This window comes from Acidimicrobiia bacterium (genome assembly GCA_036271555.1).
In the GTDB taxonomy this organism is placed as follows: domain Bacteria; phylum Actinomycetota; class Acidimicrobiia; order IMCC26256; family PALSA-610; genus DATBAK01.
This window is the reverse complement of the sequence record DATBAK010000057.1, coordinates 61,742-77,030: the sequence shown is the minus strand read 5'-3', so window position 1 is coordinate 77,030 and position 15,289 is coordinate 61,742. Positions and strand designations below refer to the sequence as shown.

Annotated in this window: 16 protein-coding genes; 2 read left to right on the top strand and 14 right to left on the bottom strand. The window is 72.0% G+C overall.

Going from position 1 to position 15,289, the window contains the following annotated elements; translation table 11 throughout:
• On the top strand, nucleotides 1-279 hold a 279-nt coding region (locus VH914_14080), incomplete at its 5' end, for a cupin domain-containing protein (protein ID HEX4492334.1).
• A gap of 15 nt (nucleotides 280-294) precedes the next feature.
• Here VH914_14080 and VH914_14075 read toward each other — a convergent pair.
• From VH914_14075 to VH914_14065, 3 genes are all read right to left on the bottom strand, one after another.
• Nucleotides 295-1,215 carry an NADP-dependent oxidoreductase gene (locus VH914_14075; GenBank protein ID HEX4492333.1) on the bottom strand — a complete coding sequence of 307 codons (921 nt, stop codon included), beginning with the start codon at nucleotides 1,213-1,215 and terminating at the stop codon, nucleotides 295-297.
• Nucleotides 1,216-1,286: 71 nt separating this feature from the next.
• Nucleotides 1,287-1,622, bottom strand: a complete 336-nt coding sequence (locus tag VH914_14070; GenBank protein ID HEX4492332.1) for a hypothetical protein — start codon at nucleotides 1,620-1,622, stop codon at nucleotides 1,287-1,289.
• 57 nt (nucleotides 1,623-1,679) lie between these two features.
• The gene (locus tag VH914_14065) at nucleotides 1,680-2,375 is read right to left on the bottom strand and encodes a hypothetical protein (protein ID HEX4492331.1); all 696 of its coding nucleotides are present in this window, start codon (nucleotides 2,373-2,375) and stop codon (nucleotides 1,680-1,682) included.
• Nucleotides 2,376-2,432: 57 nt separating this feature from the next.
• On the opposite strand from VH914_14065, the gene VH914_14060 reads away from it, so the two are divergent.
• Nucleotides 2,433-3,131: a dihydrofolate reductase family protein gene (locus VH914_14060; GenBank protein ID HEX4492330.1), complete on the top strand. Its 699-nt coding sequence runs from the start codon at nucleotides 2,433-2,435 to the stop codon at nucleotides 3,129-3,131.
• On the opposite strand, the gene VH914_14055 is transcribed toward VH914_14060, so the two are convergent.
• The 11 genes from VH914_14055 to VH914_14005 all read right to left on the bottom strand — a co-directional run bounded on the left by VH914_14055 (nucleotide 3,128) and on the right by VH914_14005 (nucleotide 15,164).
• Nucleotides 3,128-4,483, bottom strand: coding sequence for an aspartate aminotransferase family protein (locus VH914_14055; protein HEX4492329.1), 1,356 nt, complete (start codon nucleotides 4,481-4,483; stop codon nucleotides 3,128-3,130). The two genes, VH914_14060 and VH914_14055, sit on opposite strands and share 4 nt — an antisense overlap.
• Nucleotides 4,484-4,501: 18 nt before the next feature.
• Nucleotides 4,502-5,647, bottom strand: a complete 1,146-nt coding sequence (locus VH914_14050; GenBank protein ID HEX4492328.1) for a cellulase family glycosylhydrolase — start codon at nucleotides 5,645-5,647, stop codon at nucleotides 4,502-4,504.
• 184 nt (nucleotides 5,648-5,831) lie between these two features.
• Nucleotides 5,832-7,028 (bottom strand): isochorismate synthase, encoded by a 1,197-nt coding sequence (locus VH914_14045; protein ID HEX4492327.1) that lies wholly within the window; start codon nucleotides 7,026-7,028, stop codon nucleotides 5,832-5,834.
• Entirely contained in the window at nucleotides 7,025-7,882 is an 858-nt protein-coding gene (locus VH914_14040; GenBank protein ID HEX4492326.1) for a class I SAM-dependent methyltransferase, read from the bottom strand. The genes VH914_14045 and VH914_14040 overlap by 4 nt, the downstream gene beginning before the upstream one ends.
• On the bottom strand, nucleotides 7,870-8,664 hold the full coding sequence (locus VH914_14035; GenBank protein ID HEX4492325.1) for a MerR family transcriptional regulator: 795 nt from the start codon (nucleotides 8,662-8,664) through the stop codon (nucleotides 7,870-7,872). Before VH914_14035 ends, VH914_14040 begins: the two co-directional genes overlap by 13 nt.
• A 170-nt stretch (nucleotides 8,665-8,834) precedes the next feature.
• Nucleotides 8,835-9,602, bottom strand: coding sequence for a crotonase/enoyl-CoA hydratase family protein (locus VH914_14030; protein ID HEX4492324.1), 768 nt, complete (start codon nucleotides 9,600-9,602; stop codon nucleotides 8,835-8,837).
• 19 nt (nucleotides 9,603-9,621) lie between these two features.
• Complete coding sequence (locus tag VH914_14025) at nucleotides 9,622-10,887, bottom strand: MFS transporter (GenBank protein HEX4492323.1); 1,266 nt, start codon at nucleotides 10,885-10,887, stop codon at nucleotides 9,622-9,624.
• An 11-nt stretch (nucleotides 10,888-10,898) separates the two neighbouring features.
• Nucleotides 10,899-11,672 carry an enoyl-CoA hydratase gene (locus VH914_14020; GenBank protein HEX4492322.1) on the bottom strand — a complete coding sequence of 258 codons (774 nt, stop codon included), beginning with the start codon at nucleotides 11,670-11,672 and terminating at the stop codon, nucleotides 10,899-10,901.
• Nucleotides 11,669-12,472: an ECF transporter S component gene (locus VH914_14015; GenBank protein HEX4492321.1), complete on the bottom strand. Its 804-nt coding sequence runs from the start codon at nucleotides 12,470-12,472 to the stop codon at nucleotides 11,669-11,671. The genes VH914_14020 and VH914_14015 overlap by 4 nt, the downstream gene beginning before the upstream one ends.
• Nucleotides 12,469-14,043: an ATP-binding cassette domain-containing protein gene (locus tag VH914_14010; protein ID HEX4492320.1), complete on the bottom strand. Its 1,575-nt coding sequence runs from the start codon at nucleotides 14,041-14,043 to the stop codon at nucleotides 12,469-12,471. The genes VH914_14015 and VH914_14010 overlap by 4 nt, the downstream gene beginning before the upstream one ends.
• Nucleotides 14,040-15,164, bottom strand: coding sequence for a hypothetical protein (locus VH914_14005; GenBank protein HEX4492319.1), 1,125 nt, complete (start codon nucleotides 15,162-15,164; stop codon nucleotides 14,040-14,042). Before VH914_14005 ends, VH914_14010 begins: the two co-directional genes overlap by 4 nt.
• Nucleotides 15,165-15,289: the final 125 nt, after the last annotated feature.

Sequence of the window (15,289 nt, the reverse complement as noted above, 5' to 3'; positions counted from 1 at the left end):
CCGCACTCCGACATGGAACAGAGCACCGGCCACACCCACTCGGAGATCGAGGAGCTCTACATCGTCGCCAAAGGGACGATCACGTTCCGCTGCGGTGAGGACATCGAGAAAGTCACCGCGCCCGCGGTCGTCCGGGTGTCGCCGGGGACGGCGCGCTCGCACCGCAACGAGGGCGACGAGCCGGTCGAGATCTGGGCCGCCTCGGTGAAGGGCCACCGCGACGCGACCAAGATCGACGACTTCTGGGCGGCGTCCCCGGATGCCCAGCAGACCCGCTGACGCGGCTCGCGGTTTTTACGGCAGCAGGACGATCTTGCCGAGGGTGTGGCGGTCTTCGAGCTGTTCGAAGGCCTCGCGCACTTCGTCGAGCGGGTAGGTCGCGGCGATCGGGACTTCGATCTTCCCGGAGGCGACCAGTTCGGCCATCTCGGCGAGGATCTCCGGCGTGCTGGCGTCGCTCGACCCCTCCGTCTTCGCCCCGACTTCACCGGCCCGCTCGAAGGAGGTGATCGTCTCGATCTTCTCCGGCGGCACGTCGAGTTCGAGCGCCAGGTCGATGTATTCGGGGCCGAAGAGGTCGATGAAGGCGTCGATCCCGCTCGGCGTCGCTTCGAGGATCCGCTGCGCCACGCCCTCGCCGTAGGTGACCGGCGTGACGCCCTTGGCGCGCAGCCAGTCGTGGTGGTCCTCGGAGGCGAGCCCGATCACGTTCGCGCCGTTCACCTTCAGGAGCTGCACCGTGATCGTGCCGACACCCCCCGCGGCGGCGGAGACGACGACCGTGTCGCCCTCCTTGACATCGACCGCGCGCACCGCGGCGAAGGCGGTGACGCCGACGACGTAGAGCGCGCCTGCCGCCTCCCAGGAGAGGTCGGCCGGTTTCGGGATCAGCTGGTTGGCGGGGACGACGCAGAGCTCGGCGTGGCTCGAGCGCTCTTCGCTCCAGCCCAGCACCTCGTCGCCGGGCGCGAAGCCGACGACGTCGATCCCGACCTCTTTGACGATCCCCGCGAGGTCGGAGCCCTCGCCGGAGGGGAAGGTCGCCGGGAAGCGGTCCTTGAGGGCGCCGTTGCGGATCGAGGCCTCGCCGGGGTTGATCCCCGCGGCCTTGACCTCGACCGCGACCTCTTCTTTGCCGGGCTCGCGAACTTCGACGTCCCTGACGGTCAGGACATCGAGGCCGCCGTACTCGTCGAATTGGACCGCGCGTGGCACTTGCGGAGTTTTACCCGACCGCGCCGGCTTTCATGTCTCGGCGGCGTTGACCACCCGCCGAGCGGCGGGTCTCAGCCCTGCGGGGGAGCCTCGCCGCGCAACTCGGCGGCGAGTTCGTCGGCATGCATCCGCGCCGAGTCGTTGGTCGTCATCACCTGATCCCATTTGATCTCGATCCGGTCGGTCTTCTCGCGATCGAAGACGACCGGTAGGTCGGCGCCGGGCTGCGGCCACTGCTTCGACCAGATCTCGAAGTCCGCCTCGCCGGAGAACGCCTCGACGCCGGGCGCCTGGATCACGTAGGTGATGTGGCACGGGGCGCGCAGCTGGGTGGGGTCGAGCTGGGTGGCGGCGACGACGTGCATCGAGCCCTCGACCGGGTCCTTGATCCGATGGAACAGGCTCATCGCGCCGCAGTGTCGCATGGCGCGGCGGACGGTGGTCGACTCTGGGCTGGGGAAAGATCAGGAGGCGCTGAGCTTGAATCCGGCGCGAGCGAGGGCGGCGGCTTCGTCGCGGAGCTGATCATCGGACTTGCCCGCGACCGAGATCGTCACGGTCAGCCAGCGATTGCCGCGCAAGGCGAGCAGCGAGCGCAGCGCCGGGATCCAGTTGGCGTCGGCGTTGTAAGCGGCCTTTTCGCCGACATGAGGGACGGCCTGGGGGAGGCCGGCGGGGTTTTCCGTGTTGAACTGGACGGTCTCCGCGATGCGGTTGCCGTACCGCTGGTGGGCGGCGAACCCGGAGTCGAGGTAGACGTTGATCGAGACGCCACGGCCGGAGATTTCGCAGCGCGAGAGCGGCGGCTTCGGGTCCGATCGGGTGGACAGGTCAAGGCCGGAGCTTCGGTCGTCGGCCCCTTGCACGGCGTCGCGACCCCGATCGCCGAGCCGCCGTTCGGCGAGCCGCCCGAGCGCCGCGCAGTCCCCGGCCGAGATCCGTGCGGTGGTCGCCGCTTCCGCCCGCGGGTCTTCCCCTTTGATCCCCCGCGACTGCACCGGTTCGTGAATCGCCCGGCGGCCATTTGCATTGCCCGCCGACGGTGAGCCGCCCGGCACGGTCGTGCCGCCCGTAGTCCCCTCCGAGGACCCGCCGCAGCCGACCGTCACAAGACACGCGCCGATTCCCAAGCAACACGCGCAGAAGCGCACGAAACCCATATCGCCATCTTCTACCCCACGGGTGAGTTCGCAGAAACGGCCGCATAGCGACCGAAAGTGCGAACTCACCTGCTTGTGTCGATTTCGGTGGGGGCGGTTCGTCGTCCGGGTAAAAGCGGCGAACACGACCCGCGCCGATCGACACGAGGAGGAGAAGCGATGTCCAAGAGTGTGCTTGACATGTCCGTATCGCTCGACGGTTTCGTCTGCGGACCGAACGAGGCTCCCGGCAACGGCCTCGGCGATAACGGTTTACGGCTGCATCAATGGTTCTACAACGGAGCCGAGACCGGCCAAGGTGGCATCCCCGGCCGTCCCGATAACGTCAACGGCGAGCCGATGGACGAGATCAGGGCGACCGGCGCGGTGGTCGCGGGTCGCGGCACGGTCGAACCGGCGGGCTGGTGGAAGGGCGACCACCACGACGGGGTGTCGATCTTCATCCTCACCCGCACCCGCACGCCTGCCGACGTCGAACAATGGCCGCTGATCACGGTCCTCGACGACGTGAGCGAGGCGATCGCGCGCGCCAAGCAGGCGGCGGGCGACCGCGATGTCCTCGTCCACGGCATCGGCGTCGCCGCGGCCGCGCTGTCGGCCGGCGTTCTCGACGAAGTCCAACTCCATCTCGTCCCCACGATTCTCGGCGAAGGCCGCCACCTCTTCGAAGGCATCGGCGCCGAGCCCCACGAGTTCGAGCTGACGCGCCTCGTCGAGGGCCCTGGCGTCACCCACCTTCGCTATCGCGTGCTCTAGGCGGTCAGCTCGGCGGCGAACTCTCGGAGGGCCGACGTGTGCGCGTCGACGTCGGACTCGGTCGTCGCCGGGGACATCAGGGCCATCATGTGGAACGGGGTCATCAGGATGCCGCGATTCAGCATGTAGAGGTGGAGGAGGGCGTCGAGGGGGGTGTCGAAGGCGGCGTAGGCCTCGCCGCCGTTCTTCGGCGGGGTCGGGCTGAACATGTACTCGACCCGGCAGCCGAGACGGGTCGCCTGCCAGCCGAGGTCGAACTCGGCGATCACCTCGCGGCAGCCCGCCTGGAAGCGTTCGCCGAGGGCGATCATCCGCTCGAATGCCTCCTCGGTCAGCACCTCGCCCAGAGTCGCCCGCACCGCCGCCAGCGAGAGCGCGTTGCCGGCCAGGGTGCCGCCGACGCCGCCGACGTCGGCCACTTCCCAGACGGTCTTCGCCAGCACCCGGTCGGCAACCTCGTCGGTCATCCCGTAGGCCCCCACCGGCACGCCTCCGGCGATCGCCTTGCCGATCGTCATCAGGTCCGGTTCGAGGCCCTCGGCGCGCGTGTAGCCACCGGGGCCGCAGCAGAGGGTGTGGGTCTCGTCGATGACCAGCAGCGTGCCCGCCTCGCGGGTCAGGCGCCGCATCGTCTCGTGGAAGCCCGGCTCGGCGAGGACGATGCCGATGTTGGTCAGCGCCGGCTCGGCCAGCACGCAGGCGACGTCGCCGTGGGCGAGCTCGCGCTCCAGCGCCTCGGCGTCGTTCCACTCGACCACCCGGGTCGTCTCCGCGATCGGCACCGGCGGGCCGACGTTGCCGAGCCGCGGCGCCGGGCGCCCCTCGGCGTCGAGCGTCGCCACCGTCTCGTCGACCGAGCCGTGGTAGCAGTGGTTGAAGACGAGGATCTTCGGCCGCCCGGTGACCTCCCGGCAGAGCCGCAGGACGAAGCGATTGGCGTCGGTGGCGGTGAGGCTGAACTGCCAGTGGCTCAGGCCGAAGCGTCGCGTCATCTCCTCGCCGACCGGGCCGGCGTCCTCGCTCGGCAGCATCGTCGTGATCCCGCGCGCCATCCGCGCCGCCGCCGCGGCGACGGTCGGGGCGGGGGAGTGGCCCGTCATCGCGCCGGTGTCGCCGAGGCAGAAGTCGACGTACTCGCGACCGTCGACGTCGACGAAGCGCGCGCCCGCGGCTTCCGCGACGAAGATCGGGAAGCCGCCCGGCCAGCGCTTCATCCAGTTCATCGGCACGCCGCCGACGAGCGCCGACTGCGCGCGCTCGAACAACGCCTGCGAGCGCGGATGCGCGTCGACGAACCGACGCTCCTCCGACGCGCGCAGCTCACGCAACCGATCGCGCCGCACGTCCCCCATGCGGCGCAGTCTTGCGCGTTACGGCGCCTTCAGCCCGAGGGCCATCTGCCGGTACGTGAAGTACGCGGGCTTCTGGTGCTTGAAGTCACGCGACACGAGTCCGAACCAGTTGTCCTTCTTGTTCGTGTTGGTTCCGGCGTCGCGGAAGCTGTAGACGAACATCGGCCCCGCGTAGGGCAGCGCGACCCACGAGTTCATGCCGTCGACCATGATCGAGTTCTGCTCGGCCTCGGTGACGTGCCCGTCGTCGGCGGTGCCGTTCGTCGGCGCGCCGAACTCGGTCGCCCAGATCGGCTTGTTGCCGTCGCCGTGATCGACCATGAGCTGCCGCACGGCGGCGTTCTTGTACCAGGGCCGAGCCTTCGAGCAGCTCTGCGACGGTGTGCACGGGTACGAGTACGGGTGCCAGCTCAGGACATCGAAGTAGCCCTGCGCGCCGTTGTCGTACATCTGGCCGAAGAACACGTCGCCCGCGATCGAGCGGACGCCGTTGCGGTTCGCGTTCTGCGCGCCGAGACCTGCCGTGAGGACCAGGACGTCGGGGTCCGCGGCTTTGATCGCGGGATACGACGCCTGCATCAGGCGCGTGTAGTCGCACGCGTCCGGAATGGTCCACGTACCCGGCAGGTTCGGCGCGTTCTCGAGCTCGATCGCGCTCACGACGCTCGTCGGGTAACGGGCGGCGACCTCGGCGGCGAAGCTCGCGTACGCGTTGATGTCGAAGTTCGGCTGCCTGGTGCAGCCCGAGACGGTCGGCGGGTCCACCTGGGCCCACGCGGGCGCGTTGTCGATGATCGCGTCGATCTGCATGCCGAGCGCCTGCGCGTAGTTCACGAGCCGGTCGACGTAGGCCCACTCTTCGTCGTCCGGGTTGTTGTCCTGCGGCTGCACGAGCGACCACGGGAACACCGCGCGCAGCCAGTGCACGCCGATGTGGTCCATGAGGTTCATCTCACGGTCGAACGCGGCGTCGGGCAGCTTCGTGATCTCGGCGCCCGCGGACATGCCGAAGAAGTCGGAAGTGAACGGTGGCTTCGGGCCCGGCGGCGTCTTGGCGGCAACGCTCGCGGCGGCCGCGCCGGGCCGCTTCGCGGCCGCGGGGCCGATGCTCCCGATCGCGCACGCGACGGCGAGCACGCCGACGATCACGACCCTCGCACCCACCGCCCTTCGGCGCATCGCCCCGCTCCCCGGATCGGACGTCTGCCACCACCGGTGCCGCCCGCCCTCTGGAGCCGCCCCCGGCCGTCCCAAGCCGAGTGATCACGGTACCCGGGCCGGTGGAACGCGCGCAATGAGCGCGGCCGAACCCTGAGAGTGGTCTGGCCCTCGGCTCGGGGCCCGGGCGTCAGGGTCGGACGAGCGCTCGCAGCATGGGCTCCAGCTTGGCCTGGGTCTCGGCCCACTCGGCGTCGGGATCGGAGCCCGCGACGATGCCCGCACCGGCGAGGAGCCGGGCCCGGTGGCCCTCGAGGGTCGCCCCCCGCAGCGCGACCGCGAACTCGCCGTCGCCCGCGGCGTCGACCCAGCCCACGGGGCCGGAGTACGGGCCCCGTTCGAAGCGCTCGAGCCGGGCGATCGCAGCACGTGCCGCGGCGGCCGGCGCGCCGTTGACCGCGGGCGTGGGGTGGAGCGCGAGCGCAAGGTCGAGGGCGGTCGCGTCGCGCCGTCGGAGCGTGCCCGCGATGCGGGTCGTGAGGTGGGTGACCGACGTGAGTCGCCGGGGCTCCGGCTCGCCGACGACGACATCGTCGCACCAGCGCGCCATCTCGCCCGCGACCGCGTCGACGACGAGTCGGTGCTCGCGGCTCTCCTTCACCGACGACACGAGCCGCACGATCGAGCGCCGGTCCTCCTCGGGCGACGCGGCGCGCGGGACCGTGCCGGCCATCGGCTGCGACACGACCTCCCGACCCGATCGCCGCACGAGCAGCTCGGGCGTCGCGCCGACGAAGCCCCCCGCGGCGTAGACGATGCAGTCCGGCTGTGTCGCGCGCAGCCGCTCCACGATCGTCGCGGGCTCGAACGGCGCGTCGGCGTCGACGACGACCTCGCGCGCGAGCACGACCTTCTCGAGCGCGTCGGTCTCGACGAGCGCGAGCGCGGCGGTGACCATCGCGTCCCACTCGTCGAGGCCCTGACGGGCTTCGACGGTAAAGCGACGCGCGATGCGGCCTCGCGGCGCAGGATCGGCGGCCGGCGGCGCGCTCGCGGGCGCGACGGTCGTCGACCAGACGTGGCCGTCGGCGTCGCGCTCGACGATCCGCGCGGGCACGACGAGCACGCCGTCGACTGTGTTTGCGAACGGCAGCGCGCCCACGGCGCGCGCGCCGCGCCCGCCGGAGTCGCCGGCGCGTTCGATCGAGCGCAGGAACGCGAGCGCGTCGCGCGGTGCGACCGTCGCGGCGACGCCCGCGGTCACGAGCTGCTCGTCTCCCGCGAACCACGCGAACCCGCCGGTACCGAGCGCGTCGAGGAGGTCGCCGGGGTCGGCGACGCGCCGGGTCGTCGCGACGACGAGGCCGGGCTCGCGAGCGGCAGTCATCGCGAGGTCCCGGTGATCAGTTGCGCGGCACCGAGCCCGAGCAGTTGGCGGCTGACCGCGGTGAAGCCCGCGCCTTCGAGCTGCGCGAGGAGCGCCTCGGGTTCGGGGAGGTAGGCGGTCGACTCGGGCAGGTAGCGGTAGGCGGCGCGGTCCGACAACAGGCCGCCCACGAACGGGACGACGTGGTGGAAGTACACGCGATGACCGAAGCGCGCCCACGCGCGCTCGGGCTCCGCGACCTCGAGCAGCGCGACTCGACCGCCCGGGCGAAGAACGCGCGCGCACTCCGAGAACAACGGCTCGAGCGCGACGACGTTGCGGAGTGCGAAACCGCACGTGATCGCGTCGATCGAGCCGTCGCGAACGGGGAGTCGCAGGCCGTCGCCGCGGACCAGAGGAGTGGGTGAACGGTCGTCTTCTGCGCGGGGGCGGCGGTCCGTGCCGAGCCGAGCGAGCCCACGACCATGCTGTGGAGTGGGTGAGCGGTCGTCTTCCGCGCGGGGGCGGCGGTCCGTGCCGAGCCGAGCGAGCCCACGACCATGCTGTGGAGCGGACTCTGGTGACGCGGCGGCCGCGAGCATGCCGGCCGAACGGTCGACGCCGATCGGGTCCGCGCCCGCACGCGTGAGCTCGCGGCAGAAGTCGCCGGTGCCGCACGCGAGGTCGAGCACGCGTGCGTGCGCCGACAGGCCGAGCTCGCGCACCGCGCGCCGGCGCCAGCCGACGTCGAGACCGAGCGTGAGGATGCGGTTCAGCCGGTCGTACCGGGGCGCGATCGTGTCGAACATCGCGTCGACCGCGGCCGCCTTCTCGGACGGTGCAGGGAGCGGCGGGCCCTGACTCAGCCGCGCCACGTGCCCTCCAGTCGGCGGTTCGATGCCGCGTTCGCGGCCGCGATCTCCGATTCGTGCCCGACCGCTTCGAGGTGCTCCTGCGCGACTTCCAGCAGCACGCGACGGAAGTGGTGCGCGACGAGTCCCGTCACCGCGGGCAGCAGCACCTCGAACGCGTCGACGAGCCGCTCGGCCTTGTCGGCGTCGGGAAGGGCCGACTCGCGCAGTGGCGCGCGCACGTGCTCGTCGAACATGGCGACGGCTTGGCTCGCGATCTCGCGGGTCGCGGTGTGGTGCGCGCGTGCGAGCGCGATCAGCTGGTCGATCGGGAAGCCCGCTTCGACGAGCCGCATGCCCGACGCGACGACCGCGACGTCGGCCGCGGTGTAGCGCGGTTGGCCTTCGTGCTCGCGCGCGACGAGCAGTCCCTCGCGCGCCACCATCTCGATCAGTGCGCCGGGGATCCCGCTGCGCGCTGCGAGCTCGTCGAGCGAGAGGAACTCCTCGGCGTCCTCGGCGTCGGCCGCGAGCACGGCCTCCGCGAGCGGCTCGTCGGTCGCGTCGAGCTCGCCGCGCACGAGGCGGCCGATGAGCGCGAGGGTCAGACCGCGGCGGCGCAGCTCACGAATGCGGGCCAGGCGTTCGAGGTGCTCGGGTCCGTAGAAGCCGAGTCGCCCTTCGCGCCGGGGCGCGGGCAGCAGCCGGCGCTTCTGGTAGAAGCGGATCGTGTCGACCGACACGTCGGCTTCACGAGCCAGCTCCTCGACCCGCCACTCGGTCGCCTCGGTCGGCTGCTCGGGCACCGCGCGATCTTAGGAGTAATCACTCCCACAATTCCGGCCGGGGACGAGAATCGGCGAGCAGCGAGCGGAGCGAGCACGCGCCCTCGCCTGCTCCCATCCCGCGTCATGGAGCGGCGAGCGTCCCGCAGGGCGCCGGCGGGCATCCCGCCGGCGAGCGAGTGCGACCAGTGTTATGTGCTCTTCCAGACCGGCTTGCGCTTCTCGGCGAAGGCGGTCGCGCCCTCGATCGCGTCGCCGCCGCGGAACACCTCGAGCGCGCGCTCGTCGTTGCGGACCCAGGCCTCGGCCTCGCTGAGGTCGAGCGCCTCCTTCACGAGTCGCCGTGACACGCGCACCGAGACCGGCGAGTTCTCGCCGATGCGCTCGGCGATCGCGACCGCTTCGTCGAGCACGCGGTCGGCGGGCACCACGCGGTTCACAAGCCCGAGCGCGAGCGCGCGGTCGGCTTCGATTGGATCGCCCGTCATCGCCATCTCGAGCGCGATCGCGAGCGGGACGCGCTTGGGGAGCCGGATGAGCGCGCCGGCGGCGGCCATCAATCCGCGCTGCACCTCGGGCACACCGAAGCGCGCGGTGTCGGCGGCGACGACGAGGTCGCACGCGAGCACGATCTCGAAGCCCCCTGCGAGCGCCGGCCCGTTGACCGCCGCGATGATCGGCTTCGGAAAGTCGCGCATGACGAGTCCCGCGAAGCCGCCGCGCGCACCCGCGATCTCGTCACCGCGTCCCTGCGCGACGACCTTGAGGTCGGCGCCGGCCGAGAAGACCGGCCCGCTGCCGGTGAGCACGACCGCGCGCACACCCGGGTCGGCCTCGGCCGCGTCGAGCAGCTCGGCCATCTCCGTGCTGACCTCGGGGCTGATCGCGTTGCGCGCTTCGGGACGGTTGAAGCGCAGGATCTCGACGATCCCGCGCCGTTCGTGTTCGACGACCGCCATGGTGCAATCCTCCGAACGCTCAGGAAGCGGGCAACGTAGCCGGGTCGGGCCGGGCCTGCGTGAGTGGCAGGTCGACCGCGTCCGCATAGCCGGGGCGCAGCGTGTGCATCGCCAGGAGCACGACGAGCATGATCGCCGCGGAGCCCGCCGTGACCTCGCGCAGGCCGAAGCGATCGGCGAGCGCACCCTGGAGCGCCGCCGCCGCGGGGTACACGGTGCCGAGCAACATCGCGTTCAGCGACAGGACGCGGCCGCGCAGCTCCGCGGGTGAGCGTTGCTGCGCGATCGTCGTGTAGCTCGACAGCGCCGCGAGGTACAACGCGCCGACGACCACGATGGCGAGCGCCGAGAGCGGCAGGTTGGGCGCGACCGCGTACAGGATCAACGCGACGGGCACGAGCCCGACCGCGCGCACCATGATCCAGCGGATGCCGCGCGTGCGGCCGAGCGGACCGATGGCGAGCGCCGCGCCGACCGCGCCGATGCCCTGCGCGGTGACGAGCACCGACGTGCCGTTCTTGCCCGACTTCAACACCTCGATCGCCATCGCGGGCACGAGCGCGATGAACGGCGCGGCGAACAGCATGCTGAGCGCCATCGTCTGCAACACGACGCGGAGCCCGGGGTCCTGGCGTACGAACCGGAAGCCGCCGACGATCGACGCGAACATCTTCACCGCGCGCGCGTCGGGCGCAGGTCGCGGCAGCGTGATGACGAGCAGCACCGCGGCCACGGCGAGAAAGCTGGCGGTGTTCGCGGCCAGCGCCCACGCGATTCCGCCCAGCGCGATCGCGACGCCGGCGAGCACCGGGCCGATGACGCGCCCGAGGTTCCATTGCGCGGAGCCGAGCGCGATCGCGCCCGTGAGATCCTCGATCGGCACGAGGTCGGGGATGAGCGCCTGGTACGCGGGGAAACCGATCGCGGCCGCGCAGCCGCTCCCGAAGGCAACGGCCACGACCACGATCGGCGCCGGGTGCCCGACGATCATCAACGTCGTGATGAGCCCCGCGAAGAATGTCTGCACCATCGTCGTCGTGAGCAGGACGGCTTTGCGCGGCAGGCGGTCGGCGAGCGCACCGCCGACGGGCCCGAGGAACGCGGTCGGCACGAACGTGGCCGCCGCGACCAGCCCCGGCCACAGCGCCTGCCCCGTCTTGTCGGTCACGTAGATGCCGAACGCGACCGTCTCCATCCATGTGCCGATGTTGCTCACGAACGCGCCGGTCCAGAACAGCGCGAAGTCTCGGTGGCGGAACGGGGCGAACGATTCGAGTCGGCGCACGGTGACGTCTACTACGACGGCCAGACCGGCGGGCGCTTCTCCAGGAACGCGGTGATGCCCTCGCGCGCGTCGGGGAGCGCGGCGTTGGCGCTCATCACCGGCGCGGTGACGCCGTACGCGTCGGCCTCGACGAGCCCGTCCTGGGCGTAGAACGCGCGCTTGCCGATGCCGACGACGGTCGCGCTCGAGCGCGTGATGCGCGCCGCGAGCGCGTCGACGGTCGCGTCGAGCTCGGCGGGTGCGACGACGCGGTTCACGAGGTCCCAGTCTGCGGCGGTCGCGGCGTCGATCGGATCGCCCGTCAGCAGCATCTCGAGTGCGCGCTTGCGGCCGATCGCGCGCACGAGCGGCACCATCGGCGTCGAGCAGAACAGCCCGATGTTCACGCCCGGCGTCGCGAACCGGGCGTCGGTCGACGCGACCGCGAGGTCGCAGGCGGCCACGAGCTGGCACCCCGCGGCCGTCGCCATGCCGTGCACGCGAGCGATCACCGGCTGCGGGATCTCGTGCACCGTCGTCATCAGCTCGACGCAGGTCGCGAACAACTCTGCGTAGAACTCGTCGGCGCGGTCGACCATCTCGGAGAGGTCGTGGCCCGCCGAGAAGGCCGGCCCCGCGCCCGCGATCACGACGGCTGCGATCGCGTCGTCGTCGCCGATCTTCCGCAGCGCGTCGAGCAGGTCGCGCATGACGGAGAGCGAGAGCGCGTTGCGGCGCTCGGGGCGATCGAGGGTGACGCGTGCGACGGGACCATCGGCCTCGACCCGCACCGCAGTGGCGGTCATACCGGCGCTCCCATCGGCACGAGCTCGACGACGGGGTCGAGGCGGCCGGCGAACCGCCGCAGGCTGCGCAACACCGCGCGTCCGGTGAGCACGATGAGGATCGCGTTCGCGAGCGCGCCCGCCGCGTCCCACGCGAACGAGGTCGCGACGTAGAACGCCCAGTAGTGGTGGAAGGTCTGGCCCGCGGTGAGATGCGGTGCGTACGACAGCGCGCCGCCGTCGACCTGGAACGGCCAGAACCAGAGGTTGAGGATCGCGCCGTACACGAAGCCCCACGCCCAGCCGTACGCGGCGATGACGCCGACCTCGAGGCGCGCGTCGAGGTGCACCGTCGCGCGCCCGAGGAACCCCGCGCCTGCGCCCATCCAGCTCAGGGCGAGCATCTGGAACGGCAGCCAGGGACCGATGCCGCCGGTGACGACGGCCGACACCGCCATCGCGAGCAGCCCGAGCAAGAGCCCGAAACGGGGACCGAACGCGACGCCCGCGAGGATCACGAGGAAGTAGATGCCGTTGCCGCCGCCGGGCAGCGCGAGCAGTCGCAGCAGGCCCGCGATCGCGCTGAGGACGCCGAGCAGCGCGACCGTGGTGCCCGTCATCGTGCCCCGCCGGATCTCGAGCGCGACCGCGGCGACGACCGCGGCGCCGACGAGCGCAGCCCACAGCGGCGCGTCGCCGGAGTGCGCCTGGTCGGGGAGCGAATGCCCGGTGAGGAAGAACGGCCACAGGAACGCGGCCATCCCAACGACGACCACGAGCGCGTAGACGACCGCGGGCCTCGTGCGCGCGAGCGTCTTCATCGCGCGTCCTTTGCGAGCGCGTGCTCGACTTCGGCGACCGTGAGGAACGGCGGCAGCACGCGCAGCACTTGCGGTGCGAACAACGAACCCGCGAGCACGTCGCGCGCGGGACCGTGGGCGACGACATCGCCGTCGCCGAGCACCACGACGCGCGTCGCGCAGCGCGCTGCGAGCTCGACGTCGTGCGTCGCGAGCACCACCGCGCCACCCGCTTCGCGATGCGCGTGCACCGCGGCTTCGAGCGCGGCGCGCGAGCGCGCGTCCATGCCGCGCGTCGGTTCGTCGAGCAGCAGCACCGGTGCGCCGCCCACCGCGACGGCGGCGATCGCGACGCGTTGACGCTCGCCGCCCGACAGGCTGCGCGGGTGACGATCGCGCGCGGCCGCGAGGTCGAGGCGGTCGAGCCACTCTTCAACGGCAGCCGGATCGCGCCGGCCGAGCAACCGGAGCGTCGCGGTCAGCTCGTCGGCGACGGTCGGCGCGAACAGCAGGGTGTTCGGGTCCTGTGGCACGTACGCGACGCGCGCGCCGTCGAATGCGTCGACCGTGCCCGCGTCGGCGGCGAGCAGTCCCGCGAGCGTGCGGAGCAACGTCGTCTTGCCCGAGCCGTTGCGGCCGAGCAGCGCGAGCACGTCGCCGCGCGCGAGATCGAGTTCGATATTGGTGAGCACACGCCGGCCGCCGATCGCGCACGCAAGCCCACGGGCACGGAGCACGACCGGGCCCGGCTCGGCGCCGGTCGCCGGCGGCGCGGTTGGCGCGGGACGGGGCTCACCGGCGGCGCGGGCGCGCGCCTCGCGCACGGTGAGAGGCAGCGGATCCCAACCGAGCAGCCGGCCGAGCTGCGTGACCGGTGGCGCGCCGTCGTAACCGGCGACGACGCGCCCGGGCTCACCGTCGGCCGCGATGCGCCCTCGCTCGACCACGACCGCGCGGTGTGCGAGCGGCGCGGCACGCTCGAGGCGGTGCTCGGCGATCAGGATCGTCGTGCCGAGGTCGGCGTTGAGGCGCGCGAGCGCGGCGAGCACGTCGTCGGCACCCTGGGGATCGAGCTGCGACGTCGGTTCGTCGAGCACGAGCACCGCGGGAGCGGACGCGAGCGCGCCCGCGATCGCGCAGCGCTGGCGTTCCCCGCCCGACAACGTCGCGGGTGACCGGTCGCGCAGGTGCGCGATGGCGAGCGCGTCGAGTACCTCTTCGACGCGCCGCCGCATCGCCTGTTGATCGGTCCCGAGGTTCTCGAGCACGAACGCGAGGTCGGTCTCCACATGGTCGACGACGAACTGCGCCTCGGGATCCTGGTGCACGAACCCGACGAGGTCGGCGAGCTCGCGCGGCCGGTGCGTGCGGGTGGAACGCCCACCCACGACGACGTCGCCCGCGAAGCGACCGCCGGACGAGTGCGGGACGAGTCCGTTCGCGGCGCGCAGCAGCGTGCTCTTACCCGACCCCGACGCGCCGACCACGAGCGCGATGTCGCCCGCGTCGATGTCGAGGTCGACGGCGTCGAGCGCGGTCACGCCGTCCGGATACGCGTACCCGACGCGCTCGTAACGCAGCGACGCGCTCACGCCTGGTCGCTCCGCAGCGCGGGGTTGGCGACGAACACGGGAACCAGGAGCGCGAGCAGCACGACGAGCACGATCGGGTGGAACGGCGGTAGGCCGTGCTCGCTGGGGGAGTAGCGCAGCGAATGGTCGCCCGCGAGTCCGAGGATGCCGAGCCCGATCGGTGCCGCGAGCACGATGGCGATCACGCGCGCGTCGAGCGCCGTGAGCCGCCGCGGTCGGTAGCGCACGCGCCGGGTCGCCGACGACGCGCTCGCGATCGCGGCGACGAGCAGCACCGCGCCGACCGTGCCCGAGATCAGCGCCGCGACGTCGGCGCTCCCGATGAGCGCGACGAACGCGCCGCCGAAGCCGAGCAGTCCGCCGAGCGTGCCGATCGCGGCGAACCGCTCGCCCCGGCCCGCGGGCTGGTGCCCGAACCCGCGCGCGTCCATCGACTCCGCGAGCGCGACCGCGCGTTCCATGCCGCTCTCGAGTACCGGGACCGCGTGCCGCACGAGCCGGCCGCGACGCACGATCACCCCACCCGTGCGTGCCCGATCCGCTTCTCGGGACGCGCGCAGCGCGGCGATCGTCGACGGCACGAAGGCGAGCGCGATCGTGACGACCAGCCCGAGCTCGTGGAACGCGCGCGGCGTCGACTGGAGCACTTCGTGGTGCGATACGACCGCGTTCCACGCGCCGAACACCGCGATCACGACCACGACGACGAACGCGTCCGCGAGCGCCTGCAGGAGAACCTGGCGCTCGATCGTGCCGCCGACGCGGAAGCCGCCGAGGATGCGCGGCAGGGTGACGTGCGGCAGCGTCAGGAGCGGCGTGCCGAGCCCGTGGGTCGTCGCGATCGTGAGCACGACCCGCAGGAGCCCGAAGGTCACGCCGATCCCGATGAAGATCGGGAACGCGCGCGCCAGCCCCGTGCGCCGGCCGTGCGTCTCGACGACGAGCACGGCCACCAGGAGCACGACGCAGGCGTAGAGCACGTTCGGCGCGAGCTGCACCGACACGACCGCCGCGATCGCCCACACGACCCAGGTCGCGGCGTGCAGCGCGGGACGGTCCGCGGCCCGGTCCGTGCCGATCGCGATCGCGTGGCGATCGGGCGCGAGCTGGTCGGTGGCCACGGCCTCAGCATCGCGCCGGTGGTTGCGACCTCGCAGCAAGCGGCCTTGTTGTGATCTCGTCGCCGCACGCTTCGGCGCGGGTCTCGGAGGCCGACGCGCGCTAGCGTCCGGCCCGACAGGGGTCG